The organism is Variovorax sp. OV700 (genome assembly GCF_900099805.1).
Classification (GTDB): Bacteria; Pseudomonadota; Gammaproteobacteria; order Burkholderiales; family Burkholderiaceae_C; genus Variovorax.
On the sequence record NZ_FNDR01000001.1, the window covers coordinates 1 to 22,841 of the forward strand.

The 22,841-nt window shown below is 66.3% G+C and carries 22 protein-coding genes and 1 tRNA gene; 10 read left to right on the top strand and 13 right to left on the bottom strand.

Annotated elements, in window-relative coordinates; translation table 11 throughout:
- The 3 genes from BLR24_RS00005 to pedF all read right to left on the bottom strand — a co-directional run.
- On the bottom strand, positions 1–218 hold a 218-nt coding region (locus tag BLR24_RS00005; protein ID WP_302848478.1), incomplete at its 3' end, for an acetyl-coenzyme A synthetase N-terminal domain-containing protein.
- A gap of 76 nt (positions 219–294) precedes the next feature.
- Positions 295–1,149: a substrate-binding periplasmic protein gene (locus tag BLR24_RS00010; RefSeq protein WP_093010856.1), complete on the bottom strand. Its 855-nt coding sequence runs from the start codon at positions 1,147–1,149 to the stop codon at positions 295–297.
- Between the two features lie 10 nt (positions 1,150–1,159).
- Positions 1,160–1,678 carry a cytochrome c-550 PedF gene (gene pedF / locus BLR24_RS00015; RefSeq protein ID WP_093010859.1) on the bottom strand — a complete coding sequence of 173 codons (519 nt, stop codon included), beginning with the start codon at positions 1,676–1,678 and terminating at the stop codon, positions 1,160–1,162.
- A 277-nt stretch (positions 1,679–1,955) separates the two neighbouring features.
- Between pedF and BLR24_RS00020 the strand changes: the two genes are divergently transcribed.
- Positions 1,956–4,094: a sigma-54-dependent Fis family transcriptional regulator gene (locus BLR24_RS00020; RefSeq protein WP_093010862.1), complete on the top strand. Its 2,139-nt coding sequence runs from the start codon at positions 1,956–1,958 to the stop codon at positions 4,092–4,094.
- 101 nt (positions 4,095–4,195) lie between these two features.
- Here BLR24_RS00020 and BLR24_RS00025 read toward each other — a convergent pair whose 3' ends face one another.
- Both BLR24_RS00025 and BLR24_RS00030 read right to left on the bottom strand, forming a co-directional pair.
- A complete protein-coding gene (locus BLR24_RS00025; protein ID WP_093010865.1) occupies positions 4,196–4,543 on the bottom strand; it encodes a high-potential iron-sulfur protein in 348 nt (115 codons plus the stop codon).
- 10 nt (positions 4,544–4,553) lie between these two features.
- A complete protein-coding gene (locus BLR24_RS00030) occupies positions 4,554–6,347 on the bottom strand; it encodes a PQQ-dependent methanol/ethanol family dehydrogenase (protein ID WP_093010867.1) in 1,794 nt (597 codons plus the stop codon).
- Positions 6,348–6,699: 352 nt separating this feature from the next.
- On the opposite strand from BLR24_RS00030, the gene BLR24_RS00035 reads away from it, so the two are divergent.
- A complete protein-coding gene (locus BLR24_RS00035; RefSeq protein ID WP_093010870.1) occupies positions 6,700–7,230 on the top strand; it encodes a cytochrome c precursor in 531 nt (176 codons plus the stop codon).
- A 62-nt stretch (positions 7,231–7,292) separates the two neighbouring features.
- Here the strand turns inward: BLR24_RS00035 and BLR24_RS00040 are convergent.
- Positions 7,293–7,369: transfer RNA gene (locus tag BLR24_RS00040), tRNA-Arg, on the bottom strand.
- A gap of 284 nt (positions 7,370–7,653) precedes the next feature.
- Between BLR24_RS00040 and BLR24_RS00045 the strand changes: the two genes are divergently transcribed.
- A complete protein-coding gene (locus BLR24_RS00045; RefSeq protein WP_254787106.1) occupies positions 7,654–7,965 on the top strand; it encodes a hypothetical protein in 312 nt (103 codons plus the stop codon).
- Between the two features lie 142 nt (positions 7,966–8,107).
- Positions 8,108–9,250, top strand: coding sequence for a DSD1 family PLP-dependent enzyme (locus tag BLR24_RS00050; protein WP_093010874.1), 1,143 nt, complete (start codon positions 8,108–8,110; stop codon positions 9,248–9,250).
- A gap of 30 nt (positions 9,251–9,280) precedes the next feature.
- Here BLR24_RS00050 and BLR24_RS00055 read toward each other — a convergent pair whose 3' ends face one another.
- Positions 9,281–9,592 carry a hypothetical protein gene (locus BLR24_RS00055; RefSeq protein WP_093010877.1) on the bottom strand — a complete coding sequence of 104 codons (312 nt, stop codon included), beginning with the start codon at positions 9,590–9,592 and terminating at the stop codon, positions 9,281–9,283.
- A 264-nt stretch (positions 9,593–9,856) separates the two neighbouring features.
- Complete coding sequence (locus BLR24_RS00060) at positions 9,857–10,684, bottom strand: crotonase/enoyl-CoA hydratase family protein (RefSeq protein ID WP_093010880.1); 828 nt, start codon at positions 10,682–10,684, stop codon at positions 9,857–9,859.
- Between the two features lie 92 nt (positions 10,685–10,776).
- Here BLR24_RS00060 and BLR24_RS00065 point away from each other — a divergent pair, with 92 nt between their 5' ends.
- Both BLR24_RS00065 and BLR24_RS00070 read left to right on the top strand, forming a co-directional pair.
- Complete coding sequence (locus tag BLR24_RS00065) at positions 10,777–12,633, top strand: PhoX family protein (RefSeq protein ID WP_093010883.1); 1,857 nt, start codon at positions 10,777–10,779, stop codon at positions 12,631–12,633.
- Between the two features lie 30 nt (positions 12,634–12,663).
- Complete coding sequence (locus BLR24_RS00070) at positions 12,664–13,053, top strand: DUF488 domain-containing protein (protein ID WP_093010886.1); 390 nt, start codon at positions 12,664–12,666, stop codon at positions 13,051–13,053.
- Position 13,054: 1 nt separating this feature from the next.
- Here BLR24_RS00070 and BLR24_RS00075 read toward each other — a convergent pair whose 3' ends face one another.
- A complete protein-coding gene (locus BLR24_RS00075; protein WP_093010889.1) occupies positions 13,055–13,663 on the bottom strand; it encodes a glutathione S-transferase in 609 nt (202 codons plus the stop codon).
- A gap of 75 nt (positions 13,664–13,738) precedes the next feature.
- Positions 13,739–14,641, bottom strand: a complete 903-nt coding sequence (locus BLR24_RS00080) for an SDR family oxidoreductase (protein WP_093010892.1) — start codon at positions 14,639–14,641, stop codon at positions 13,739–13,741.
- Positions 14,642–14,789: 148 nt separating this feature from the next.
- Here BLR24_RS00080 and BLR24_RS00085 point away from each other — a divergent pair, with 148 nt between their 5' ends.
- Complete coding sequence (locus BLR24_RS00085) at positions 14,790–15,668, top strand: CoA transferase (RefSeq protein ID WP_093010895.1); 879 nt, start codon at positions 14,790–14,792, stop codon at positions 15,666–15,668.
- Between the two features lie 3 nt (positions 15,669–15,671).
- Here BLR24_RS00085 and BLR24_RS00090 read toward each other — a convergent pair whose 3' ends face one another.
- The gene (locus tag BLR24_RS00090; protein WP_093010898.1) at positions 15,672–16,598 is read right to left on the bottom strand and encodes a hypothetical protein; all 927 of its coding nucleotides are present in this window, start codon (positions 16,596–16,598) and stop codon (positions 15,672–15,674) included.
- A 141-nt stretch (positions 16,599–16,739) separates the two neighbouring features.
- On the opposite strand from BLR24_RS00090, the gene BLR24_RS00095 reads away from it, so the two are divergent.
- Entirely contained in the window at positions 16,740–17,426 is a 687-nt protein-coding gene (locus BLR24_RS00095; protein WP_093010901.1) for a DUF1294 domain-containing protein, read from the top strand.
- 28 nt (positions 17,427–17,454) lie between these two features.
- On the top strand, positions 17,455–17,838 hold the full coding sequence (locus BLR24_RS00100) for a tautomerase family protein (protein ID WP_093010904.1): 384 nt from the start codon (positions 17,455–17,457) through the stop codon (positions 17,836–17,838).
- 22 nt (positions 17,839–17,860) lie between these two features.
- On the opposite strand, the gene BLR24_RS00105 is transcribed toward BLR24_RS00100, so the two are convergent.
- Entirely contained in the window at positions 17,861–20,236 is a 2,376-nt protein-coding gene (locus tag BLR24_RS00105) for a YgiQ family radical SAM protein (RefSeq protein WP_093010907.1), read from the bottom strand.
- A gap of 139 nt (positions 20,237–20,375) precedes the next feature.
- Between BLR24_RS00105 and BLR24_RS00110 the strand changes: the two genes are divergently transcribed.
- Positions 20,376–21,338, top strand: coding sequence for a bifunctional helix-turn-helix transcriptional regulator/GNAT family N-acetyltransferase (locus BLR24_RS00110; protein ID WP_093010910.1), 963 nt, complete (start codon positions 20,376–20,378; stop codon positions 21,336–21,338).
- On the opposite strand, the gene BLR24_RS00115 is transcribed toward BLR24_RS00110, so the two are convergent.
- Entirely contained in the window at positions 21,325–22,830 is a 1,506-nt protein-coding gene (locus BLR24_RS00115; protein ID WP_093010913.1) for a tripartite tricarboxylate transporter permease, read from the bottom strand. The genes BLR24_RS00110 and BLR24_RS00115 overlap by 14 nt on opposite strands.
- Positions 22,831–22,841: the final 11 nt, after the last annotated feature.

The window sequence follows — 22,841 nt, forward strand, 5'->3', positions numbered from 1 at the left end:
GCCTTCGACTCATCCAGGGTCTTGGTGAAGGGCCGCGTCCACGCGAGGTTGTCCTTGGCCAGGCGGGACCAGAAGCCTTCGAAGTCCTGTTCGGCCTCCCGGCACAGGGCCTCGTAGGCGGCCATGCCCGAGATGCGCGCGCCGGCGCTGGCGCGAGCGTCGGGCGGGAACACGCGGTTCTCGACGAGGACGGATTCGATGGGGTTGGGCATGCTCATGTAGTTTTCGGACACATCGTCCGTCGTTGTTTTGGTGTTGGTATCCGGTGGAATGCGACGGGCGCGATGCGTCAACTCATGGCGCCTGCCATGCGACGTGTCCCCCCTCGAACATCTTCTGCAGACGTCCGCCCTGCACCAGCGCATTGACGCTGGCTTGCAGCGCCTGGGCCAGGTCGGTTGCGTCCTTCTTCACTGCCATGCCCACCGCCCAGCCGTTGCGCTGGATGCGTACCGAAGGCAGCGGCGCAATGGCAAAGCGCGCATCGCCGTGCAGCACCGACTCCATCTCGGAGGCGAGCCCCGCGGCAGCCGCCACCTCGCCGCGCTGCAGGGCGCGTGCGGCCTCGGCGCCGTCCTTCGGCTGTGTGTCGAGCTGGCCGCGGTAAGCGCCGTTGTCGGCGCCGATCATGAGCCAGCCGGCCAGCGTCTTGCCGGAGACGGCCACCTTCGCATCGCCGAGCGCCGAGAGCGTTTCCAGCTGCGGCAAGCGGTCCAGGCGCCGCGCCAGCACCACGCGCTCGCGGTAGTACGGCGCGAAGATGAGCGCCTGCGGCGTCTCGTCCATCAGCGGGCGGTCCACCGGAACGTGCAGCAATACATCGGCCGGACCAAAGCCGAGATAGTGGCCGCGCCACACCATGTTGCGCAGGTCGTCGCCCATGTTCTCGTCGGCCTGGAACGGCAGCAGCGAGAGCTTCACGTCCAGCGCGCCGGCCAGCGCGCGCGCCAGCTCGACATCGATGCCTTGGCCGGCCACATGGAACGGCGGCATGTCCTGGTAGATCGCTACGCTCAGCGTGCCGCGTGCGCGGATTTTCTCGATCGCACCCGCGCGCGCCGTGCCGGCGAGCGCGGCCACGCCGGCGGCCGCGGCCCAGCGCAGGCAGTCGCGGCGCGACAACTGCACGGAAGAAGGAAGTGTGTGCATGGCAGCCGCCTCACATCGGCTTGTCGCGCCGAGTCTCCAGGTACGACTTGATGGACCAGATCGCCTCCTGGTTCATCGTTCCTTCGAACGGCGGCATGTAGACGGCGCCATTGCGCGTGCGGCCACGCCGCACGGTGGTGAGGAAGAAGTCGTCGATCTCTTTCACGCAGGCCGCCTTGCGCGCGGCGTCCTTGAGGGCGGCGCAATCGTTGTCGAGCTTGCGCAGGTCGGGTGCGATGCCGCCGGAGATGGCGTCGATGCCGTGGCAGCGCGCGCAGTTCTGGTTGTAGGCGGACGTGCCGATCTGGACGGCCCCACCGTTGCCGCGGAACGGATTCTCCGCGCGCCACTGGTCGCCCAGCTTGGGCAGGGACGACGTGTCGACGGCCTGCGGCGTGACGTCGCCGTGGGCCCAGGCAGCGCCGGAAACAGCGATGGTCAGCATTGCCGCCAGCAGAGCACTGGCCGCCTTGCGCAGCCTCGGCGCACGCGCCAGGGGCCGCAGGGTCCGTGGATCGGGATTCATCATGAAGGTCTCCGTTGTGGTGATGGGGAACCCGCACGAATGCGCAATCGCTGTGCCAAGGCCCCATTGCTTCAAGCGGGAACACAAATTGCCTTAGCTGTACCGTCCCGGCGCCGGGACAGGCCCCCAAGGGCCGATTGCTGTGGCATCCTTACCTTCGCAGCGTCGGCTTCGAACACTTCGCCCCTGGAGGTGTTCCAAAATGAAGCGATCCAGTGAGAGCATTCGAACTGGCCAGAGACAAGTTGCCGGCTCAAAGAAGCAGGACAGGAGACAGAAGATGGTTGACGCCCTTCACGCCCCAGCCAGCCCACCCCAGGGCTGGACCACGCCGTCGGCAATGGCCGTCACTCCACCTCGTGCCGGCCGCACCGAACTCATCGAGCAATGGCATCAGCGCTGCGCTGCTCTGGGTCTATCGCGCGTTGAGCGCCCAGACTTCGAGCCGATGAGGCGCAGCGATCTCGTGGTGGCGCGCGAGCGCAACCAGCGCCTGTTCACGCACGCGGCGCCGGTGATGGAGATGCTGCTCGAACAGATCGTCGACACCGACAGCATGATCGTGCTGGCCGACACCACCGGCACCATCCTCCACTCCGTCGGCGACGACAGATTCTTGCAGCGCGCCAACAAGGTGGCGCTCACGCCAGGGGTGAGCTGGGCCGAGCATTCCAAGGGCACGAACGCCATCGGCACCACGCTGGTCGAGGAGACGCCGACGGTCGTGCATGGCGGCGAGCATTTCATCCACGCCAACAACTTTCTCACCTGTTCGGCCGCGCCGATCTTCGACCCCCGCGGCGAGATGCTGGGCGTGCTCGACGTCACCGGCGACCAGCACTCCTACCACCAACACACGATGGGCCTGGTGCGGATGTCGGCGCGCATGATCGAAAACCAGTGGTTGTCGGACGACTACGCCAATCGACTGCGGCTGCACTTCCATGGCCGCGCGGAGTTCATCGGCACGCTGCTCGAAGGGATCATCGTCGTCGGCGCCGACGGCAAGATCCTGGGTGCCAACCGCAGCGCGCTGGACCAGCTCGGCATGAGCATCGCCGCGCTGCGCATGCAGAGCCTGGCGAGCCTGTTCGGCATCACGGCCTCGGCCGTGTTCGACCATTTCCGCGCGCCGCTGCCCGCGCCGATGATGCTGCACGCCGTCAGCGGACAGCTGTTCCATGTCAGCGCCCGGTTCAACGGGCCGCAGCGCGGGGTGGTGCTCGACATGCCGGTGACCTCGGTGGAAGCCCGCATGCCCGGCGAGGCGGGTGCCCGTGCAACACCCGCGGCGCGCGGCGATGACGCCGCGGCGCGACAGCCTTGCCCTCTCTCGAACCCGTCCTTCTCCGGCCTGCACTACCTGGACACCGGCGATGCGCAAATAGCGGTCACGCTGCAGAAGGTTCGGCGCGTCATCAACCGCGACATTCCGCTGCTCATCATGGGCGAGACCGGCACGGGCAAGGAGCTGCTTGCGCGCGCAGTGCACCAGGACTCGAACCGCGCCCGGCAGCCCTTCGTCGCGGTCAATTGCGCTTCCATTCCCGAGTCGCTGATCGAGGCCGAACTGTTCGGCTACGAGGAAGGCGCCTTCACCGGCGCGCGCCGAAAAGGCGCGGTCGGACGCATCGTGCAGGCCCATGGCGGCACGCTGTTCCTGGATGAGATCGGCGACATGCCGCTTTCGCTGCAGGCACGCCTGCTGCGGGCGCTGCAGGAACGCAACGTGACGCCGCTGGGCAGCCTCAAGTCGATTCCGGTGGACATCGCCGTGATCGGCGCCACGCACCGCAACCTGCGAGAGATGATCGGCGCAGGCACGTTCCGCGAAGACCTTTACTACCGGCTCAATGGCCTCGTGGTGCGGCTGCCGGCGCTGCGCGATCGCAGCGACTTGGACGTGGTGGCACGGCGCATCCTCCTGGCCGAATGCCCGCAGGACACGCCCGAGATCGCCCCTTCGGTACTGGCACTCTTCAAGGCCTATGCGTGGCCGGGCAACCTGCGCCAGCTGGCCAACGTGCTGCGCACCGCGGCTGTGATGGGCGCAGGCGAAAGCCACATCTGCGAACACCACTTATCGGACGACTTCCTGGAGGATGTAAGGCGCGTGCGACCCCATGCGGCGCCGATCGCGGCAGCGCAGGCGCCGGAGCCCGTTCTCCCTCAGGCGACCACTCGATCGGAGCCCGCGAGCGCTGCCGCCGCGCCCGAGCACACGATGCCTCCCTCGCGCGACGCCGAGCCCCTGCCCGCCGCTTTGCCCGAAGTCCCGCGCACGCTGGGGGAAGCCGAGATCGACATGATCCGCAGCGCCCTCGCGGCGGCCGACGGCAACATCTCCGTCGCCTCCAAGCGGCTGGGCATCAGCCGCAACACCATCTATCGCAAGCTGCGCTGGAACAAGGGCGAATGACGGGGCCCATCTAAGGCCCCGGGGAATCCCTGTACCAGCGCCGCACGGCGCTGTACCAGCCTGGAGCAACTCGCGCGGGTCGATGTCGCATTCAAGCCCGCTCAGGCGGGTTTTCCCGCCCATGCCTGGCACCAACCCTTGGCCGCGATCTGCTTGCGGCCGAACATGGCGCAGCCCGCCCAGGCATCGGTGGGTGTGCCCTGCCACATGGCGCAGTTCACGCACTCCTGCGTGGCCGCATGGCGGGGGTACTTCTTCTTGTCGACCGTCTTCGTGTCGTGCCTGTAGCCCAGCTGCACCGCCATCTCGTCGCTTTCCTCGACGTGCGGCGGCGCGGCCCATACGACGCTCACCGGCAGCGCCGCCAGCAGGCAGGCGCCGCCGGCTGCGCGGCCGACGAAGCTCCGGCGGGAAGCGTCGCCGCCCCCTTCAGTCTTGCGATTCGTCATGCCGCGCTCCTCAGTGGGATGCCACGCGAACGTCGCCCGCACCCGCGGTGCGCGTTGTGCCGGCGGAAGGGATCTTGAAGACCCACACCATGCCGCCCTGCTCCAGCAGGTTGACCTTCTTGGCCACCTCGCCGCCCCACAGCGGCACCGCGCCGCCCCAGCCGGAGACCACGGCCACGTACTGCTCGCCGCCCTGCTGCCAGGTGACTGGCGGAGCGACCACGCCCGAACCGGTCTGGAACTCCCACAGCACCTTGCCCGTCTTGGCGTCGGCCGCCTTCAGGTAGCCCTCTGGCGTGCCCCAGAACACCAGGTTGCCACCGGTGGTGAGCACCCCGCCCCACAGCGGCGCGCCGTTCTTGACCTCCCAGGCGATCTTGCCGGTCTTCGGATCGACCGCGCGCAGCGCGCCGATGTAGTCCTCGTTGAGCGGCTTGATGGTGAAACCCGAGCCGAGGTAGGCCGCGCCCTTCTTGTAGGCCACCGGTTCGTTCCAGATGTCCATGCCCCATTCGTTGGCGGGCACGTAGAACATCTTCGTGTCGGGGCTGTAGGCCATCGGCATCTGGTTCTTGCCACCCAGGAAGCCTGGCGCCGCGAAGACCGAATTGCCCTTCTTGCCGCCGTCGCCGTCGACCGGGTTGCCCGGACGGTTCGCGGCCACGAAGTTCGGCCGACCGGTCTTCAGGTCGATGCCGTCGGCCCAGGTCGTCTTCCTGACGAAGGGAAAGGCGTTGAGGAGCTGCCCGGTGGTGGCATCGTTGACGTAGAAGTAGCCGTTGCGGTCGGCCTTGCCGCCTACGCGCCGACCATCCATGTCGAAGGTGACGAACTCGTTCACGCCGTCGAAGTCCCAGCTGTCGCTGGGCGTGTTCTGGTAGTGCCACTTGATCTGGCCGGTCTTCACGTCGATGGCCACGGTCGAGCACGAGAACAGGTTGTCGCCCTTGCGCAGATGGCTGTTCCACGGCGCCGGGTTGCCGGTGCCGAAGTAGGCCAGGCCGGTCTTGGAATCGAAAGTGCCGCCCAGCCAGGTGGCCGCGCCGCCGGTCTTCCAGAGGTCGCCCGGCCAGCTGTTGTTGGTGGTGCCCGAGACACCCGCCTCCTGCTTGTTGCCGTCCTTGTCGTAGGTGTAGCCCATGTGGCCTTCCACCGTGGGGCGCGACCACACCATGCGGCCCGTCTTGGCGTCGCGCGCCTCGACACGGCCGACGATGCCGAACTCGCCACCCGACACGCCGGTGAGGATCAGGCCGTTGGCGATGATCGGCGCGGCGGTGGCCGAATAGCCGGCCGCGTAGTCGTCGATCTTCTCCTTCCAGGCCACGTCGCCGGTGTTCTGGTCGAGCGCCACCAGCTGGGCGTCGAGCGTGGCGAAGATCACCAGGTTGTCGTAAAGCGCCGCGCCGCGGTTGACGACGTCGCAGCAAGGCATGATGCCCTCGGGCAGGCGGTGCTCGTACTTCCACAGCTTCTTGCCGGTGGTGGCGTCGAGGGCGTAGATGCGCGAGTAGGAAGCGGTGACGAACATCTTTCCCTTGTGGATCACGGGCTGCGCCTCCTGGCCGCGCTGCTTCTCCCCTCCGAAGGAGAAGGCCCATGCCGGCACCAGCCGGGACACGGTGCCGGTGTTGACCTGCTTCAGCGGCGAATAGCGCTGGCCCTGGGTGTTCACACCCCAGGTCAGGACGTTGCCGTTGGCGGTGGCTTCGGACTGGATCATCTTGTCCGTGACTTGCGCGCCGGCACTGCCGGCCGCGGCCAGGCCGATGGCCATGAGCGCGTTCAAGAGCTTCAATTGCATGGGGTGTCTCCTCGTGGGTGTGGATAGCGGCTCGGGCGTGCCATACAGGCATGCCTTCACGAGGATTGGGGGCAATGTCCGTGCCACGCGCCAAGCGGCCTTCCAGGCGCCATCCAGGGCCTTTCTGGAGCTTTCGGTCGCGGGTTTTCCCGCTGCACTGCTACAAGGTCGAACGTTGCGGGAGCTGTGACCGTTGCATCTCGCCACAGTGGTCGTCAATCGCGACAACGCCGCGGTACCCATGACAAAACGACCAGGCAGAAGTGGCCAAAACGCCCGTGCGCGGCCCGGCACCGAGGGCTACCGTGGTGCCATGTCTACTTCGACATGAACGCCACCCAGGAGCCAGCCAATGAAGGATCGCATCAATCCACATGCCGCCCCGACTGCTCGCCTGATTCGCCGCGTTGCACGCTCCACCGCCGTGTTGGCCATCCTCCTGTCCTCAGCCTTGGCTGGGGCGCAAACAGTTGGCAGCCAGAAGGCGAACAAGAGCGAGATCCAGCGCGGCCGCTACCTGGTGATGATCGGGGGCTGCAACGATTGCCACACGCCCGGCTACGCTGCAAAGAACGGCGAGGTCGACGAGAAGCTGTGGCTGACCGGTGACGCCTTGGGCTGGTCCGGCCCGTGGGGCACCACATACCCGGTCAATCTGCGCTTGTTCATGGCTGACATGAGCCAGCAGCAGTGGGTGAAGCATGCGCGCGCCATGACGCCTCGTCCGCCCATGCCATGGTTCAACGTGCGCGCGATGACCGACGCAGATTTGAAGGCCATCTACACCTACACCCGCTCGCTCGGTCGCGGCGGCGATCCGGCGCCCGCGTATGTTCCGCCGGGTACCAAGCCTGGTGGGCCGGTGGTGCAGTTTCCAGGATGAATGGCTTTCGCCGCAGGCGGGCCTGCCTGCGGGAGAGGTAACGTTGACGTGAAGGTGTGAGATGGCCTGCCCGGAGGGGATCGAACCCCCGACAACCTGCTTAGAAGGCAGGTGCTCTATCCAACTGAGCTACGGGCAGATTCCGGGCCGGACAGAAGAAGAAAGAAGCTTGGCTGGCACGCAAGGTCTTGAACCTTCGCACCCGCGTCCCCAAGCAGGGGACACACCAGGCAAATCAGCGGCTTGGCCGCTTCTGCTTCTCGCCGGGAAGGCCGAATTCTACCCATACATCCACGTGCGGGCCTGTCGGTCCGCTGCCTGCAGCGTGGCAGCAAAGTTGGCGCCGCTCGTCGCCTGAAGGCCTACACCGCTGCGCGGGAGCGGCTGTCGCGGCATGATGCTGCCATCTGCAATCTTCAGCATATGCACACCGCCGAACCGGAACCTCGTCCGCTTTTCCCCTCGTGGTGGCGCCTGGGCGCGTTTGCCTATTCAGCCGCGGGCGTGGTGTGCGTGGTTGCATCCGCGGCTTTTCCGGAGAACGAGACGGCCATGCTGGCGGCCATCGCGGGGGCGTTGCCGTGGTCGCTGGTGTTGTTGACGCTCGATCTGGCGCCAGGCGTCGCGCAAACCGCACTCGTCGTTCTTGCGGGAGGGTGGGCCGTCAATGCGGCGCTGCTGTGGTGGCTGGCGCTCAGGCGCACCGCGCCCCGGACACCATCGCGGGGCGACTGACCAGCTTTCTCTTGCGCCGGCACGGCAGACGCAAGGTGCCATCAGAATGCCTTTCGGTGCGATCATTTCGCCATTCGATTCCGCGTTCCTCGTCCTCGTTCGTCCCCGACGCAAACGCCCTCCCCGCATCTGAAAGTCCCTCATGCTTCCTGACACGCAAGTCAATACACCGCTGATCGGCATTGCCGGTGGGCGGCAGTCGCTCGATACGCCGGCGCTCCTGCTCGACCTTGGCGCCCTCGCGCGCAACATCGAGCGGATGGCCGCGTTTGCCAAGGCCCAGGGCGTGGGCCTTCGGCCACACGTCAAGACGCACAAGTCCGTGGAGATTGCGCGACGCCAGGTGGCCGCAGGCGCCATGGGCGTGAGCTGCGTCACGCTGGGCGAGGCGGAGGTGATGGTCAAGGCCGGCATTCCGGGCGTACTGATCACCTCACCCGCCGTCACCCCGAGCAAGATTGCGCGCGTGGTCAAGCTTGCCAGGCTCGCAGGCCCCGGTGGAATGATGGTGGTGGTGGACGACCCGCGCAACGCGGCCGACCTTGCCGAAGCCACGCTCGGCCTGACGCACCCGCTCGAGGTGCTGGTCGACTACGGCGCCGGCTACAACCGCACCGGAGCCGCCAGCGAGGCGCAGGTGCTCGAGCTCGCACGGCGCATTGCGGCCGAGCCGCGACTGAAGCTTCGCGGCCTGCAGGCCTATGCCGGCAATCTGCAGCACATCACCGACCGGCAACAGCGCAGTGCCGCGGCGGCCGGCCTGCGCGAAACCATTGCGCACATCGTGGCCGAAGCCAAGCGCGACGGCATTCATTTCGAGATCGTCACGGGCGCGGGCACCGGCACCCATGACCTCGATGCACAGCGTGACGCATTCACCGAACTGCAGGCCGGCTCCTATGTCTTCATGGACGCGGAATACACGCAGGTGCTTGCTGGCCCGGCGCAGCCTTCGCCCTTCGAGGTGTCGCTGTTCGTGCAGACGGCGGTGGTGAGCACCCATGCGGCGGACTGGGTCACTGTCGATGGCGGCACCAAGTGCTTTGCCACCGACAGTGGCGTTCCGCTGGTGGCGCGTGGCGCCGATCCGGCGAGCCGCTACGCCTTCTTCGGCGACGAACACGGCAAGTTGATGTTCGCGGGGGAACGGCCCGCGCTGGGCGATCGCATCGAGTTCGTCACGCCGCACTGCGACCCGACCGTCAATCTGCATGACGCCTACCATGTGGTCGACGGCGATACCCTGGTTGCGATCTGGCCGGTGGACGCCCGCGGCAGGCACTAGGCGCGCGCTGCCGACGGGACCTGCTTGCCCTCAGACGCGGGGCAGTGCTGCAAGGAAAGTGGACACGACGATGGCAGCTGCACGGTCCAGCTGAAGAATATCTGCCACTTCAAAGGAGTGCGGCACGGTGCGCCCGCTCGTTCCAAGCGGCTTGCGGATCTCGACAAGAACCTCGGCCGCCAGCTCGCGGTCGCTGCGCGGGCCACCGCCAGGGTGCATCACCCACTCATCGACCTGATCGAACGGGATGCTGCGAAAGACCCCGACGACGGGGACGTACTTGTAGCGATCCTCCCCCACCAGGATGGGCAGACTGAGGTTGCAGGAAAACGTGGTCGACATGCAGAAACGCCGTCGCAGACAAAAGAATTAATTGTTAAGGAATGTGACAGCAGCCACCACCCCTCCCTTACCTTCAATTTCAAGGCAAACGTGACCTTCATCACATATAGGCAACTTTTTTGCCTTGACGGTCAGACGCCTGAAATAAAGATACTTAATTCTTACATATTGAAGGAGCTTGAGGCCGATTCACGTGCTATTTGGCTGCCGGAAGCCAAAAAATGCCGCGAAAGTTCGCCTTAATGCGCCTCGCGGGGGTCGCCCTCAGGCCGGCGCGTCGAACCGCGGCGGGCGTCGCTCGATGTTGGCCTGCACGGCCTCGACCTGATTGCGGCTCCCGATCAGCGCCTGCTGCTCCACCGATTCGGCAATCAACAAGGCGCGCGCTTCCTGCGACAGCGACGCATTGAGAAGACGTTTGCCGGCGCGGATGGCGTCAGGGCTCTTGGCGGCGATGTCATGCGCCATTTGCAGCGCTTCCCCCAGCGGATCGGCCGCCAGGCGGGTGGCAAAGCCCAGCTGCAGCGCCTCCTCGCCCGAGAAGACGCGTCCCGTGAAGGTGAGTTCGCGCACCACGTCGCTGCGGGCAAGCCCGCGCATCAGCACCATGCCGCCCATGTCGGGCACCAGGCCCCACTTGATTTCCATCACCGACAGCTTGGTGTCGGGCGCGACGATGCGGATGTCGGCACCCAGTGCCACTTGAAGGCCGCCGCCGAAAGCCACGCCATGCACGGCGGCTATGACGGGCACCGGCACCTCGCGCCAAGCCATCGCCACGTACTGGGCCGCATTCGAAATGCCATGCGTGCGGGCGGACAGATCGGCACCATCCGCGGCCGCGCCCAGCACCGCGCTGGCCGAGCCCTGCCCCATGCGTTCGAATGAAGCCATGTCCAGGCCGGCGCAAAAGGCCTTGCCCTGGCCCGACATCACCACCGCGCGCACCGTGGCGTCGCCGCACAGGGCCTTGCCCGCGTCGATCAGCGCGTCGAACATCGCGGGATCGAGCGCGTTCATCTTGTCGGCGCGTGCGAGCTGCAGTTGCACCACGCCGTCGGGGTGGCGGATCCATTCGATTCGGTCGAGCATGCGATGTCTCCTTCGGTTTTCTTCGCGCCAGTATCGCCCCGCGCGGCACTCGGCGATGATGGCGGCTGTCGCCTACCCAACATCCTGGATTCATGCCCCTGGACCGTCGCATTTTTCTGCAATCGGGTGCCGCCGCCGTGGTGGCGCTGCTCTACCGCAGCGGCGCCGGCGCAGCGTCCTCCGCTCCGGGCGGCCAGGCGGTGCTTGGCTTCACCGGCGTGCCGGCTTCGCTGCGCGATGCCGTCGTGGTTCCGCCGGAATACGAATGGCAGCTGCTCTACCCCTGGGGCACACCGACCGGCACGGCGGGGCAACCGATGCCGGCCTTTGCGCCCGACGGCAGCAACAGCGCGGACGAGCAGGCGCTGCAAGCCGGCATGCATCACGACGGGATGCATTTCTTTCCGCTCGCGACATCCGGTCGCGCGCTGCTCGTGATGAACCACGAGTACACCGACGAACAGCTGCTGCACGCGGACGGCGTCAAGGAATGGAACGAGGGCAAGGTGCGCAAGTCGCTGCACGCAATGGGCGTCTCGGTCATCGAGATCCAGTGGACGCGCGAAGGCTGGCGCCAGGTACGGCCTTCGCCCTACGCGCGGCGCGTGCACGGCCGCACGCCGATGCGCATCGCCGGCCCCGCCGCCAACACGCCGCTGATGCGCACCGCCGCCAATCCAGCAGGCGACGAAGTGCTCGGCACCTTTGCCAATTGCGCGATGGGCGTCACGCCATGGGGCACCTACCTGACTTGCGAAGAAAACTTTCATGGCTACTTCGGTGGCCCGAAGGAAGCAGCGAAAGACATGACACCCGCACAGCGCCGCTACGGCACGGTGCCGGGCTCGCAATGGGTGGAGTATTGGCGCTTCGAAGAACGCTTCGACCTGAGCCGGCATCCGAACGAGCCGCATCGCTTCGGCTGGGTGGTCGAGATCGACCCCTTCGATCCCTCGGCCAAGCCCGTCAAGCGCACGGCGCTCGGCCGCAAGCGCCAGGAAAGCGCGACCTGCACCCTGGCCAAGGACGGACGCGTCGTGGTCTATATGGGCGACGACGCCAGGTTCGAATACATCTACAAGTTCGTGAGCCAGGGAAAGGTATCGGCTCGCGGCGGAAGTGCAGCCAACAGCCGCCTTCTCGATGAAGGCACGCTGTACGTCGCGCGCTTTGATGCCGACGGCCGCGGCCAATGGCTCGAACTCGTGCACGGCCGTAACGGCCTCGATGCAAGCAATGGCTTTGCCGACCAGGCGGAGGTGCTGATCCACGCCAGGCTGGCCGGGGACGTGCTGGGTGGCACCCGGATGGACCGCCCGGAGTGGATCGCTGTGCATCCGCAGACGGGCGAGGTGTACGTCACCCTCACAAACAACAGCCAGCGCGGCAACCCCGGCAAGTCGGTGCCCGATGCCGCCAACCCGCGCGCCGACAACCTCTTCGGCGGCATCCTGCGCTGGCGCGAAGACGACGCCGATGCCGGCAGCGCCAGCTTCGCCTGGGACCACTTCGCGCTTGCCGGCGATCCCGCGCAAGAGGGCAGCGGTGCGCGCTATCCGTCCGTCGATGCCGACATCTTCGGCAGCCCCGACGGCCTGCACTTCGACAGCGGCGGCCTGCTCTGGATCCAGACCGACATGAGCGGCCAGCTGATCGGCAAACCGCCCCATGCGTCGCTCGGAAACAACCAGATGCTCTGCGCCGACCCGTCGACGGGCCGCATCAAGCGCTTCCTGACGGCGCCGAACGGCAGCGAGGTCACCGGTTGCGTGGTGACGCCGGACCGGCGCACTCTGTTCGTCAACATCCAGCATCCGGGCGAGTCGCGCGACGATGGCACCGCCACACCGAACAGCGCATGGCCCGACGGCACGGCACCTGGCAATGCGCGCCCGCGCTCGGCGACCTTGGCCATTCGCCGGCGCGACGGCGGGATCGTCGGCACCTGAAGTTCATCGCGAGAAGAGAAGGAACTGCACATGAGCATCCGCATCGTTCGCCTCGGTACGCCACGCGCCAGCGGCGAGGGCCTTCGCATCGGCACCGTGCGCCGCCCGCCGCGCGGAGTCCCGAAAACCGAGTTCGCCTCGCAGAACTGGTATGACGTGTGGTACCCGAATCTCGCCCCGTCCGCGGAGACCATGAAGCTGGGCCAGGAAGCGGAAACACCCGCGCAATGGAACGCCTTCATGCGCAAGTACAAGGCCGAGATGGCCGAAGCCGACGCGAGCCGCAGCATCGACCTGCTGGCCGCCCTTTCACACAGTGCGGCGCTTTCCGTGGGCTGCTATTGCGAGGACGAGTCGCGCTGCCATCGCTCGCTGCTGCGCAGCCTGCTGGCCGAGCGCGGGGCGGACATCGCGAACTGAATCACACCTGCGCAAGCGCCAGGAAGGCCGGCAGCTTTTCCGCATCGGCGGCAAAGGCAGCAAGCGACGGGTAATCGGCTGGCGCACTGACATCGGGAATCACCAGTTGCGTGAAGCTCCATGCCACGGCGCTCGTCAGAGCAGCCTGCCCCATGGAGGCTTCATCGGCCACCGCTGGCAGTTTCCGTATCTCGGCCTCGAGCCCGGCATAGGCGGCGGCCAGCTGGTTGCGCACCCTGTCGACCCACGGGGCATGCTGCTTTTCGAGCGGGCGCAGTTTGCGCTCGTAGACGATCTGGACCGTCTTCTCGCACGCTGCGAGCGCGAGCCCCAGAACCCGCAGCGCATGCTGCCGGGCCGCGCTGCCGGAAGGCATGAGGCTGCGGCCGGCGATCGTCTCCGCGTAGTCGATGATCAGCGAGGAATCCATCAGCAGCGTGCCGTCGTCGCACACCAGCGTCGGCGCCTTGACGACGGGATTGATTGCCTGGAACTGTTCGAAGGTGCTGAAGACCGAGACCGAGCGGTGTTCGAACGGAAGCCCCAAGAGGCGCAGCGAAATGGCCACGCGGCGCACATACGGCGAATCGAGCATGCCGACGAGTTGCATCTTCTTTTCTCCTGAAAATCTTGTTGAAGCGCAACGATACCGCGTGGCCGATGCCCGGGCGGCAGGCGGCGCTCGTCAGCGCTGCGCCTTGTCCTTCTGGTTCTGCGCCTCGATGCGCTCGCGCGCGGCCTGCCAGTCGTCGTCGCTCCATTGGCGAAGCTCGTAGAAGTTGCCGCCCGTGGCCAGCGCATTGCCCCCGTCCATCATGATGCTCTGGCCGGTGAGCCAGTCGCACTGCCCAGGCGCCATGAGAAAGGCCGCCAGGTTCTGCAGCTCGCTCATGCGGCCGGTTCGCGCCATCGGATTGGTCTTCTTGCTGCGCGCGCCGGGTTCCTCGCCGGGATTCAGCCGCTTGCTCATGCCCTCGGTCGGAATCTCGCCCGGCCCAACGGCGTTCAGGCGAATGCCATGGCGCGCCCACTCCACCGCCAGCGACTTGGTCATGACTTCGATGCCAGCCTTGCTCATGGCCGAAGGCACCACGTAGGGGCTGCCGTTGTCGACCCATGTGACGATGATGCTCATCACGCTGCGCAAGGCATCGCCCTCCTTCCATTTGCCGGCCTTGGCCTCGGCCACCCAGCGCTTGCCCACGGCCTGCGTGACGTAGAAACTGCCGTGAAAGACGATGTTTGCAATGGCATCGAAGGCACGCGGCGACAGGCTCTCGGTCGGCGCCACGAAGTTGCCCGCCGCGTTGTTGACGAGCCCCGTGAGCCCGCCGCTCTGGAACAGGCTTTCCACCATCTCGTCGACGCTCTGCGCATTGCGGATGTCGACGCCGAAGGTGTCGATGCGGCGCCCCGGAAACTGCTGCCGCCACTCGGCCGCGGTTTCGTCGCAGACCGATTGGCGCCGGCCGCAGATGGCCACGTCGGCACCCAGGCCCAGAAAACGCTCGGCCATGGCACGGCCGAGGCCGGTGCCGCCGCCGGTCACGAGAATGCGCTGGCCGCTCATGAGGGACGCTTCAAACATGGTGGTCTCCTTGGTCGTTGCAACAGCGGCAAGAGGCGGGTCTGCCATTGCACGCACATGCTACGCCGCAGCGGGTGACATGGCTTGCGAAATCTGGCTCCCCCGTCAAGTGAAAATGGCTGTAGCCCTGCACTCTGGAACTATGCCCATGCCAAGTCCCGCCGCCTCCTCTTTTCAGCCGCTCGCGGGTGTCCGCATCTTGAGCCTGGCGCTCAACCTGCCCGGCCCCGCCGCCCTGTTGCGTTGCCGCGGAATGGGCGCCACCTGCGTGAAGCTCGAGCCGCCGGGCGGCGACCCGATGGCGCTCTACAACAAGGTCGCGTATGCCGCCATGCACGACGGCATTGCCGTTCAGACCGCCGACCTGAAGACCGACGCCGGGCAGGCACAACTGCAGGCCGAACTCGCCCGGACCGACGTGCTCCTGACCTCCTTCCGGCCTTCCGCCCTCGGCAAGCTGAAGCTGGACTGGGCCTCGCTCCAGTCGCGTCATCCCTCGCTGTGCCAAGTCGCGATCGTCGGCGCACCCGGTGCGCGCGCCGAAGAGCCGGGGCACGACCTGACCTATGTCGCCGAAAGCGGACTCGTCACCGGTACCGAGCTGCCTCCAACGCTGTACGCGGACATGGGCGGCGCGCTGCTCGCCGCCGAAGCGGTGCTGCAAGCCACCGTGCACGCACGTTCGACTGCGGGCGCGAAAGGCATCTACCTTGAAGTGGCGCTCAATGCCTCGGCCGACTGGCTGGCGCTGCCGCGCACCTGGGGCCTCACCCAGCCCGAAGGCGCGGTGGGCGGGGCGCACGCGGGCTACCGCGTCTACCCCTGCGCCGACGGACGCGTGGCTGTTGCGGCACTGGAGCCACACTTTGCGGCCCGCCTCTGCGAAGCCGCCGGCGTGGCGCCGCCCGACATGTTCGCCACGGCCACGCGGGAGGGCATTGCCGCGTGGTTTCGCACCCGCACGCGCGCCGAACTCGACGCCATGGCGCGCGAACGCGATGTGCCGTTGCTCACCCTGGCCGACTGAGTCTCAACGCTTCGTGCCGTCGCGCTGTCGGTCCTCTCGCTTGAGCGCCAGATAGGTGTCCAGATCGACCTCGTGCAGCTGCCGCGGATACTGCTCGGCGGCTGCGAACCAGGCACGCTCGCGCCGCTCGGCGGGTGCGCCGGCCCCGGACGAGAGATAGGCATCCAGAGTGAGAAAGTAGCGCATGGCATTGCGCTCCACCAGCCCGCGCAGGCCGCGGATGTATTCGGGCTGGCCGTCCGCGCCTTTGCCTTCCACGGTGAAGCCCACCTTGTCGCGGCCGAAGGTGGCAAGGTAGGCCTGCGTGGCCATCCGGACCATCATGTTGTGGTCGTAGCTGTAGCTGAAATGAAGGAAGCTCCTTCGATCGTCGAGCGCCACCGCTTCGAGCGTGACGCGGTAGTTGCTGGTGCCCAGCGGTCCGCTGGCCGCGTTCATCTCGACCGACAGGTACTCCGGCGTTGCACTGGCCACGCGATAGACGAAAGGCAACTCGAAAGCCTGCTCCACCGGCTTGTCGTAGCGCCGCACGACGAACAGCGTCAGCATGTCTTGGCCCTGCGGCGCGCTGTCCGCGCGGCAGCGGCGATTGTTGATGTGCAGCGTGAGCAGTTCGCACCATTGGGACGACTGCTTGAGTGCGGCACTAATCGCAGGCAGCGGATGGTCCACTACCGCATGGATGTCGCCCTGCAGCCCGGTCGGCGTCTCTTGCGAATCGAGTTGGATCGGCCGCCCGAAACTGCTGCGCGCGAGCTTGCCGCTCATGCGCTGATGCGTGGCGCGCAACGCGTCGGCGGCGGCGGAAGCAGAAGCGGAGTTGCCCCCTGGCTCGGATGGCAACGCCGCAACATGGGCCGAAGCCGCGAACAGAACAGCCCCCGCCAAGGTGCGCAACCATGATGCCGGCGGAAAAATCGGACTGCTCATGGGGCCACACCATACAACGAGTGGTCGCCGGCGCCGCTCAGCCGCCTCGTTTTGCCATTCGTGCGCGCCGCATGGAAGCCGGGCACGTCTGTGACAAGGGAGAATCGGACGCATGTGCCTCACCCCTGCTCGCCACCGACCATGAAGCGCCAAGGCCGACTCGTACGCTGGGAGACCGAGCGCGGCTTCGGGTTCATCCGCAGTCCGGACGTGTCGGCCGACGTGTTCGTGCACCTGCGCGACTTCAGCGACCGGCAGCTGAAGCCGCAGGTCGGCATGGAGCTGAGCTTCGAAGAGATCCACGTCGGAGGCAAGGGACCACGCGCCGTGGCCGTGCAGGCAGCGTCGGCCGGTGCCTGGCGGGCGCCGCCACCGAACCGTGCGCCGATCAGCAGCAACCGCCGTCCTGCACCTCGCGCAACTCTCGCACCGACGCGTCGCGCGAGTGCGCCCGAATCACCTGCTTCGTGGGGCGTTCTTTTCATCCTGGCCTACGGTGCGTTGCTTGGCGCAGCCGTCTGGTCCGGCCGCCTGCCAGCGCTGGCGCTCGGTGTCGTTCCAGCGTTGAGCTTGCTGACCTTCTGCGCCTATGCGCTCGACAAGAACGCGGCCCAGACGGGCCGCTGGCGCACGAAGGAGAACACCCTGCACCTGTTCGCGCTGACAGGCGGCTGGCCAGGAGCCTGGGCCGCGCAAAGACTCTTGCGCCACAAGTCGAGCAAGCGGAGTTTCCTGACCGTGTATCGCGTCACGGTCGCCGTTCACTGCGCCGCAGTGCTGGCCTGGGTTTTCTGGCTGGCGGGTGCTTGGCCGGCGCTCTGGCGTTAGGCTCCTCTCCTGTCCACAAGGAACCTCTATGCCATTCGTTCGAATCGAACTGTCGGATGCTTCGCCGGAAACGCTCGGTCCCGCCATCGGCGACGTGATCTACCAGGTAATGACCGAGACCATCAATGTGCCGAAGGACGACAAGTTCCAGGTCATCACGCGGCATGCCGCACAAGACCTGGTCCATCCGAAGAGCTATCTCGGGGTCGAATATTCACCGGGGTTCTTGTTGATTCAGATCACGTTGAACCAGGGTCGCACCATCGAGATGAAAAAGGCGTTCTACAAGCGCTTGGTCGACGACCTGCACCAGAAGCTGGGCATCCGGCGCGAGGACGTCTTCATCAACTTCGTCGAGGTGATGAAGGAGAACTGGTCGTTCGGGAACGGCGAGATGCAGTACGCGACCTAGCGCCTGCCCACCGCGCGCCCGCTCAGCGCACCTTGCGCGAAGGCTTGCCGATCGGCTTGCTGCCGTTGTCCCGCGGCGGCAGGCCGGTGTGCTGCGTAAGGATGCGGCCCTTGGAAGGCTTCACCGGCGCCAGCCTGACCGGAGCCGATGCCTTGACGGCAACCGGCGCAGTGGTCGAGTTCTTGCGCCGCGCGCTCGTGTAGCCGCCGTCGGTCAGCGGCTGCCAGGTCGGAATGAGATGGTGCTTGCCGTTGCCGATCAGGTCGGCGCGGCCCATCGCCTTGAGCGCCTCGCGCAGCAACGGCCAGTTGTTGGCGTCGTGGTAGCGCAGGAACGCCTTGTGCAGCCGGCGGCGCTTGTCGCCGCGCACGATGTCCACCGTCTCGCTGTCGCGCGTGATCTTGCGCAGCGGGTTCTTGTTGGTGTGGTACATCGTCGTGGCGGTGGCCATCGGACTCGGGTAGAAGGTTTGCACCTGGTCGGCGCGAAAACCATTCTTCTTGAGCCAGATCGCGAGGTTCATCATGTCCTCGTCGCTGGTGCCCGGATGCGCGGCAATGAAGTACGGAATGAGGTACTGCTTCTTGCCCGCCTCGGCCGAGAACTTCTCGAACATCTGCTTGAACTTGTCGTAGCTGCCGATGCCGGGCTTCATCATCTTGGTGAGCGGGCCCTGCTCGGTGTGCTCGGGCGCGATCTTCAGGTAGCCGCCAACGTGGTGCTGCACCAGCTCCTTCACGTATTCCGGCGACTGCACGGCCAGGTCGTAGCGCAGACCCGAGCCGATCAGGATCTTCTTGATGCCCCGCAGCGCACGCGCGCGGCGGTAGATCTTGATGAGCGGATCGTGGTTGGTGCCCAGGTTCTGGCAGATGCCGGGGTACACGCAGCTGGGCTTGCGGCAGGCGGCCTCGATCTCAGGGCTCTTGCAGCCGAGCCGGTACATGTTGGCCGTGGGGCCGCCCAGGTCGGAGATGGTGCCGGTGAAGCCGCTCACGCTGTCGCGGATGGCCTCGACCTCCTTGATGATCGATTCTTCCGAGCGGCTCTGGATGATGCGGCCTTCATGCTCGGTGATGGAGCAGAAGGTGCAGCCGCCGAAGCAGCCGCGCATGATGTTCACGCTGAAGCGGATCATTTCCCACGCGGGGATCTTGGTCGCGCCGTCGTGGCTGCCGTTCTCGTCGGCATAGCGCGGATGCGGGCTGCGTGCATACGGCAGGTCGAACACGTAGTCCATCTCGGCCGTGGTGAGCGGAATGGGCGGCGGGTTGATCCACACGTCGCGCGCCGTGGTGCCCTCGCCGTGCGCCTGCACCAGCGCGCGGGCGTTGCCGGGGTTGGTCTCCAGGTGAAGCACGCGGTTGGCGTGGGCGTAGAGCACCGGGTCGGCGCGCACCTGCTCGTACGACGGCAGGCGAATCACGCTGCGGTCGCGCGGAGGCACTTTGATCTTCGCGCGCTGCTGGAGCGCGGGGTTCGGCACGAAGGTGAGCGGCTTGATCGCCGGGTTCACGGGGTTCACCGCGGCGCCGGCTTCGGCGGCCTGTGCCACGGCCTGGGCCTCGTCTTCCTTCGCACAGGTAGCGCCGTTGGCCTTGGCCTGCTCCGACACCATCAGGTACGGGTTGACATGGGCCTCGACCCGGCCGGGCTCGTCCACGCTGGTGGAGTTGATCTCGAACCACTCTTCGGGTGTGTCGCGGCGCACGAAGGCGGTGCCGCGCACGTCGGTGATCTGCTGCACCGGCTCCTTGGCGGCCAGGCGGTGCGCGATCTCGACGATGGCGCGCTCGGCGTTGCCGTAGAGCAGCAGGTCGCACTTCGCGTCGACCACGATCGAGCGGCGGACCTTATCCGACCAGTAGTCGTAATGCGCAATACGGCGCAGCGAGCCCTCGATGCCGCCGAGGATGATCGGCACGTCGTTCCAGGCTTCCTTGCAGCGCTGCGAATAGACGATGGCCGCGCGGTCGGGCCGCGCACCGCCGACGTCGCCGGGCGTATAGGCATCGTCGCTGCGGATCTTCCGGTCCGCCGTGTAGCGGTTGATCATCGAATCCATGTTGCCGGCGGTCACGCCGAAGAACAGGTTCGGTTTGCCAAGCGCCTTGAAGGGCTCGGCGCTCTGCCAGTCGGGCTGGGCGATGATGCCCACGCGAAAGCCCTGCGCCTCGAGCATGCGGCCGATCACGGCCATGCCGAAGCTGGGATGGTCGACGTAGGCGTCGCCGGTCACCACGATGATGTCGCAGCTGTCCCAGCCGAGCGCGTCCATTTCCTTGCGTGTGGTTGGCAGGAATTTGGCCGTGCCGAAACGGGCCGCCCAGTACTTGCGGTAGCTGGTCAGCGGCTTGGCGGCACGCGCAAAAAAGGAGACGTCGACGGGGGCGTTCATCAGTGGAGTGGACAGCGCTGTGGCGACGCTGTTGTGGGCAACCCTCAATTTTAGGGTTTTCCAGCATTCCTGTCGCGCTCGGCCTGGTTGGCTCGGTGGCGGCAAGGCCTTTATTTGATTGCCAAAGTCAATCATCAACATGACAATGGCAACCATGTCGAACACTCTACCCGCTCCCGACGCCGCCGCAGTCAAGGCGATCCGGAAGTTCAACCGCTTCTACACGAGCCGGATCGGCGTGCTCGACCCCTATCTCGGAAGCGACATGTCTTTGACCGACGTTCGGGTGCTGTACGAGCTGGCCCACAGGGAAATGCCCGTGGCCAGCGAGATCGGCCGCGACCTGAAGCTCGATGCCGGTTACATGAGTCGCATCCTGCGCCGCTTCGAGGCCGAGGGCTGGCTCACGCGCGAGCCCCACGCCCGCGACGCGCGACAAAGCGTGCTGCGCCTTACAGAAGCCGGCCACGCCGCATTTGCACCGCTGCAACAAAAATCGCGCGACGAGGCCGCCGCCCTGCTCTCCCCATTGCCCTCGCACGACCGTCAGCAGGTGGTCGATGCCATGATGCGCATCGAACGCCTGCTCGATCCGGCCTCCGCACCGGCGGCACGCACTCGCACGGTCGTACTGCGCGATCCGGTTCCGGGCGACATGGGGTGGGTGGTGCAGCAGCATGGCGAGCTGTATGCGCGCGAATACGGCTGGAACAGCGAATTCGAAGCCCTGGTCGCCGAAATCGTGGCCGAGTTCGTTCGCAAGTTTCAGCCGGCGTGGGAGAAATGCTGGATCGCCGAGCTCGACGGCGAACGCGTGGGCGCGATCTTCGTGGTGCGCAAATCGGCCACCACGGCGCAGCTGCGGCTGCTGCTGCTCGCGCCCGCGGCGCGCGGCCTGGGGCTGGGTGCGCGCCTGACCGACGAGTGCATTGCCTTCGCGCGCGCGAAGGGCTACCGAAAGATGGTGCTCTGGACCAACAGCTGCCTCGAGGCCGCGCGCGCCATCTACGCCAAGCGTGGCTTCAAGCTCGACAAGGCCGAGCCCTACGAAGGCTTCGGCCAGCAACTCGTGGGGGAGACCTGGTCACTCAAGCTGCGGTAGAGGCCGCGCGCCGTCCCCTCTGCCACAGCTTCTTGAGCAAGGGGGCGAACCACACCAGCAGGACCACGACGGCCAAACCCGCGGCAATCGGCCGCGACACGAAGCCAGCCAGGTTGCCGTCCGACTTGATCATGGAGGTGATGAAGTTTTCCTCCAGCATGCCGCCGAGCACCACGCCGAGGATGGCGGGAGCGATCGGAAAGTCGTTCTCCTCGAGCAGGTAGGCCACGATGCCGGCCACCAGCATCACACCCACGTCGAACAGCGAGTTGTTGATGGCGAACGCACCCACCACGCAGAACAGCAGGATGAGCGGCATCAGCACGTTGCGCGGCACCCGCAGGATGCGCTTGGACACCTTGATGCACAGGATGCCGAGTGGAATCATGATGATGTTGGCAATGATGAACAGCATGAACACCGCGTAGATGTTCTGCGGGTTCGTGGTGAACAGCGTCGGCCCCGGATTCAGGTTCTTCATGTAGAGCACGCCAATCACGATGGCCGTGATCGAGTCGCCCGGAATGCCGAACACCAGCGCCGGAATCCACGCGCCGGCCAGCGCGCTGTTATTGGCCGAGCCTGATTCGACGATGCCCTCGACATGGCCCGTGCCGAACTTCTCGGGCTCTTTCGAGAATTTCTTGCTCATGGCGTAAGACATCCAGGCCGCAATGTCGGCGCCGGCGCCAGGCAGCGCGCCCACCGCCGTGCCCAGCACGCTGCCGCGCAATATCTGCACCGGATACTTCTTGGCCAGCGCCCATTGGCCCGCCAGCACCCGGCCCACTTTCTCGACCACGATCTCCCCGGGCGGCAGCGTGTCGACGGCGAAGCGGATCACCTCCGAGATGGCGAACATGCCGATCATCATCGGGATCATGCCGATGCCGCCGGTCATTTCGGCATTGCCGAACGTGAAGCGCGGAAAGCCCGCCGGATTGCCCAGCCCCACACAGGCCACAAGCAAGCCGAGCAGCAGCGTGACGAGGCCCTTGAGCGGCCGGTCGGAGGTGATGAACACCGCGCAGGTCAGACCCAGGAGCACGAGCCAGAAGTACTCGAAGGAACTGAAGTTGAGCGCAAAGTCGGCAAGCACCGGCGCTGCCACGATCAGCACCACGGTGCCAAAAAGCCCGCCCACTGCCGAGAACACCAGGCCCGCGCCCAGCGCAGTCTCCGCCATGCCCTTTCGCGTCATGGCAAACGCCTCGTCGGTGTAGGCCGCGGATGCGGGGGTGCCCGGAATGCGCAACAGGCAACCCGGGATGTCACCGGAGAAGATGGCCATGGCGGTGGACGTGACCATGGCCGCGATAGCGGGAATCGGCGGCATGAAGAATGTGACCGGCACCAGCAGTGCCACCGCCATGGTGGCCGACAAGCCCGGTACCGCGCCAACGAACAGGCCATAGAGCGAAGCCAGCACCATCACGAGGATGGTGTAGGGCTCGAAGACCATCGAGAAAGCCTGCAAGAGTGCTGCCGACATGGGTGATGCTT

What these genes read in the sequence shown, in the direction of transcription:
- BLR24_RS00055 (WP_093010877.1), bottom strand. Translation starts at nt 9,592, where the DNA reads ATGTCGACCACGTTTTCCTGCAACCTCAGTCTGCCCATCCTGGTGGGG.
- BLR24_RS00060 (WP_093010880.1), bottom strand. Translation starts at nt 10,684, where the DNA reads ATGCTCGACCGAATCGAATGGATCCGCCACCCCGACGGCGTGGTGCAA.
- BLR24_RS00095 (WP_093010901.1), top strand. Translation starts at nt 16,740, where the DNA reads ATGAAGCGCCAAGGCCGACTCGTACGCTGGGAGACCGAGCGCGGCTTC.
- BLR24_RS00075 (WP_093010889.1), bottom strand. Translation starts at nt 13,663, where the DNA reads ATGCAACTCGTCGGCATGCTCGATTCGCCGTATGTGCGCCGCGTGGCC.
- BLR24_RS00090 (WP_093010898.1), bottom strand. Translation starts at nt 16,598, where the DNA reads ATGAGCAGTCCGATTTTTCCGCCGGCATCATGGTTGCGCACCTTGGCG.
- BLR24_RS00115 (WP_093010913.1), bottom strand. Translation starts at nt 22,830, where the DNA reads ATGTCGGCAGCACTCTTGCAGGCTTTCTCGATGGTCTTCGAGCCCTAC.
- BLR24_RS00085 (WP_093010895.1), top strand. Translation starts at nt 14,790, where the DNA reads ATGCCAAGTCCCGCCGCCTCCTCTTTTCAGCCGCTCGCGGGTGTCCGC.
- BLR24_RS00100 (WP_093010904.1), top strand. Translation starts at nt 17,455, where the DNA reads ATGCCATTCGTTCGAATCGAACTGTCGGATGCTTCGCCGGAAACGCTC.
- BLR24_RS00030 (WP_093010867.1), bottom strand. Translation starts at nt 6,347, where the DNA reads ATGCAATTGAAGCTCTTGAACGCGCTCATGGCCATCGGCCTGGCCGCG.
- BLR24_RS00050 (WP_093010874.1), top strand. Translation starts at nt 8,108, where the DNA reads ATGCTTCCTGACACGCAAGTCAATACACCGCTGATCGGCATTGCCGGT.
- BLR24_RS00010 (WP_093010856.1), bottom strand. Translation starts at nt 1,149, where the DNA reads ATGCACACACTTCCTTCTTCCGTGCAGTTGTCGCGCCGCGACTGCCTG.
- BLR24_RS00035 (WP_093010870.1), top strand. Translation starts at nt 6,700, where the DNA reads ATGAAGGATCGCATCAATCCACATGCCGCCCCGACTGCTCGCCTGATT.
- BLR24_RS00105 (WP_093010907.1), bottom strand. Translation starts at nt 20,236, where the DNA reads ATGAACGCCCCCGTCGACGTCTCCTTTTTTGCGCGTGCCGCCAAGCCG.
- BLR24_RS00045 (WP_254787106.1), top strand. Translation starts at nt 7,654, where the DNA reads ATGCACACCGCCGAACCGGAACCTCGTCCGCTTTTCCCCTCGTGGTGG.
- BLR24_RS00080 (WP_093010892.1), bottom strand. Translation starts at nt 14,641, where the DNA reads ATGTTTGAAGCGTCCCTCATGAGCGGCCAGCGCATTCTCGTGACCGGC.
- BLR24_RS00025 (WP_093010865.1), bottom strand. Translation starts at nt 4,543, where the DNA reads ATGACGAATCGCAAGACTGAAGGGGGCGGCGACGCTTCCCGCCGGAGC.
- BLR24_RS00070 (WP_093010886.1), top strand. Translation starts at nt 12,664, where the DNA reads ATGAGCATCCGCATCGTTCGCCTCGGTACGCCACGCGCCAGCGGCGAG.
- BLR24_RS00065 (WP_093010883.1), top strand. Translation starts at nt 10,777, where the DNA reads ATGCCCCTGGACCGTCGCATTTTTCTGCAATCGGGTGCCGCCGCCGTG.
- BLR24_RS00110 (WP_093010910.1), top strand. Translation starts at nt 20,376, where the DNA reads ATGACAATGGCAACCATGTCGAACACTCTACCCGCTCCCGACGCCGCC.
- BLR24_RS00020 (WP_093010862.1), top strand. Translation starts at nt 1,956, where the DNA reads ATGGTTGACGCCCTTCACGCCCCAGCCAGCCCACCCCAGGGCTGGACC.
- pedF (WP_093010859.1), bottom strand. Translation starts at nt 1,678, where the DNA reads ATGATGAATCCCGATCCACGGACCCTGCGGCCCCTGGCGCGTGCGCCG.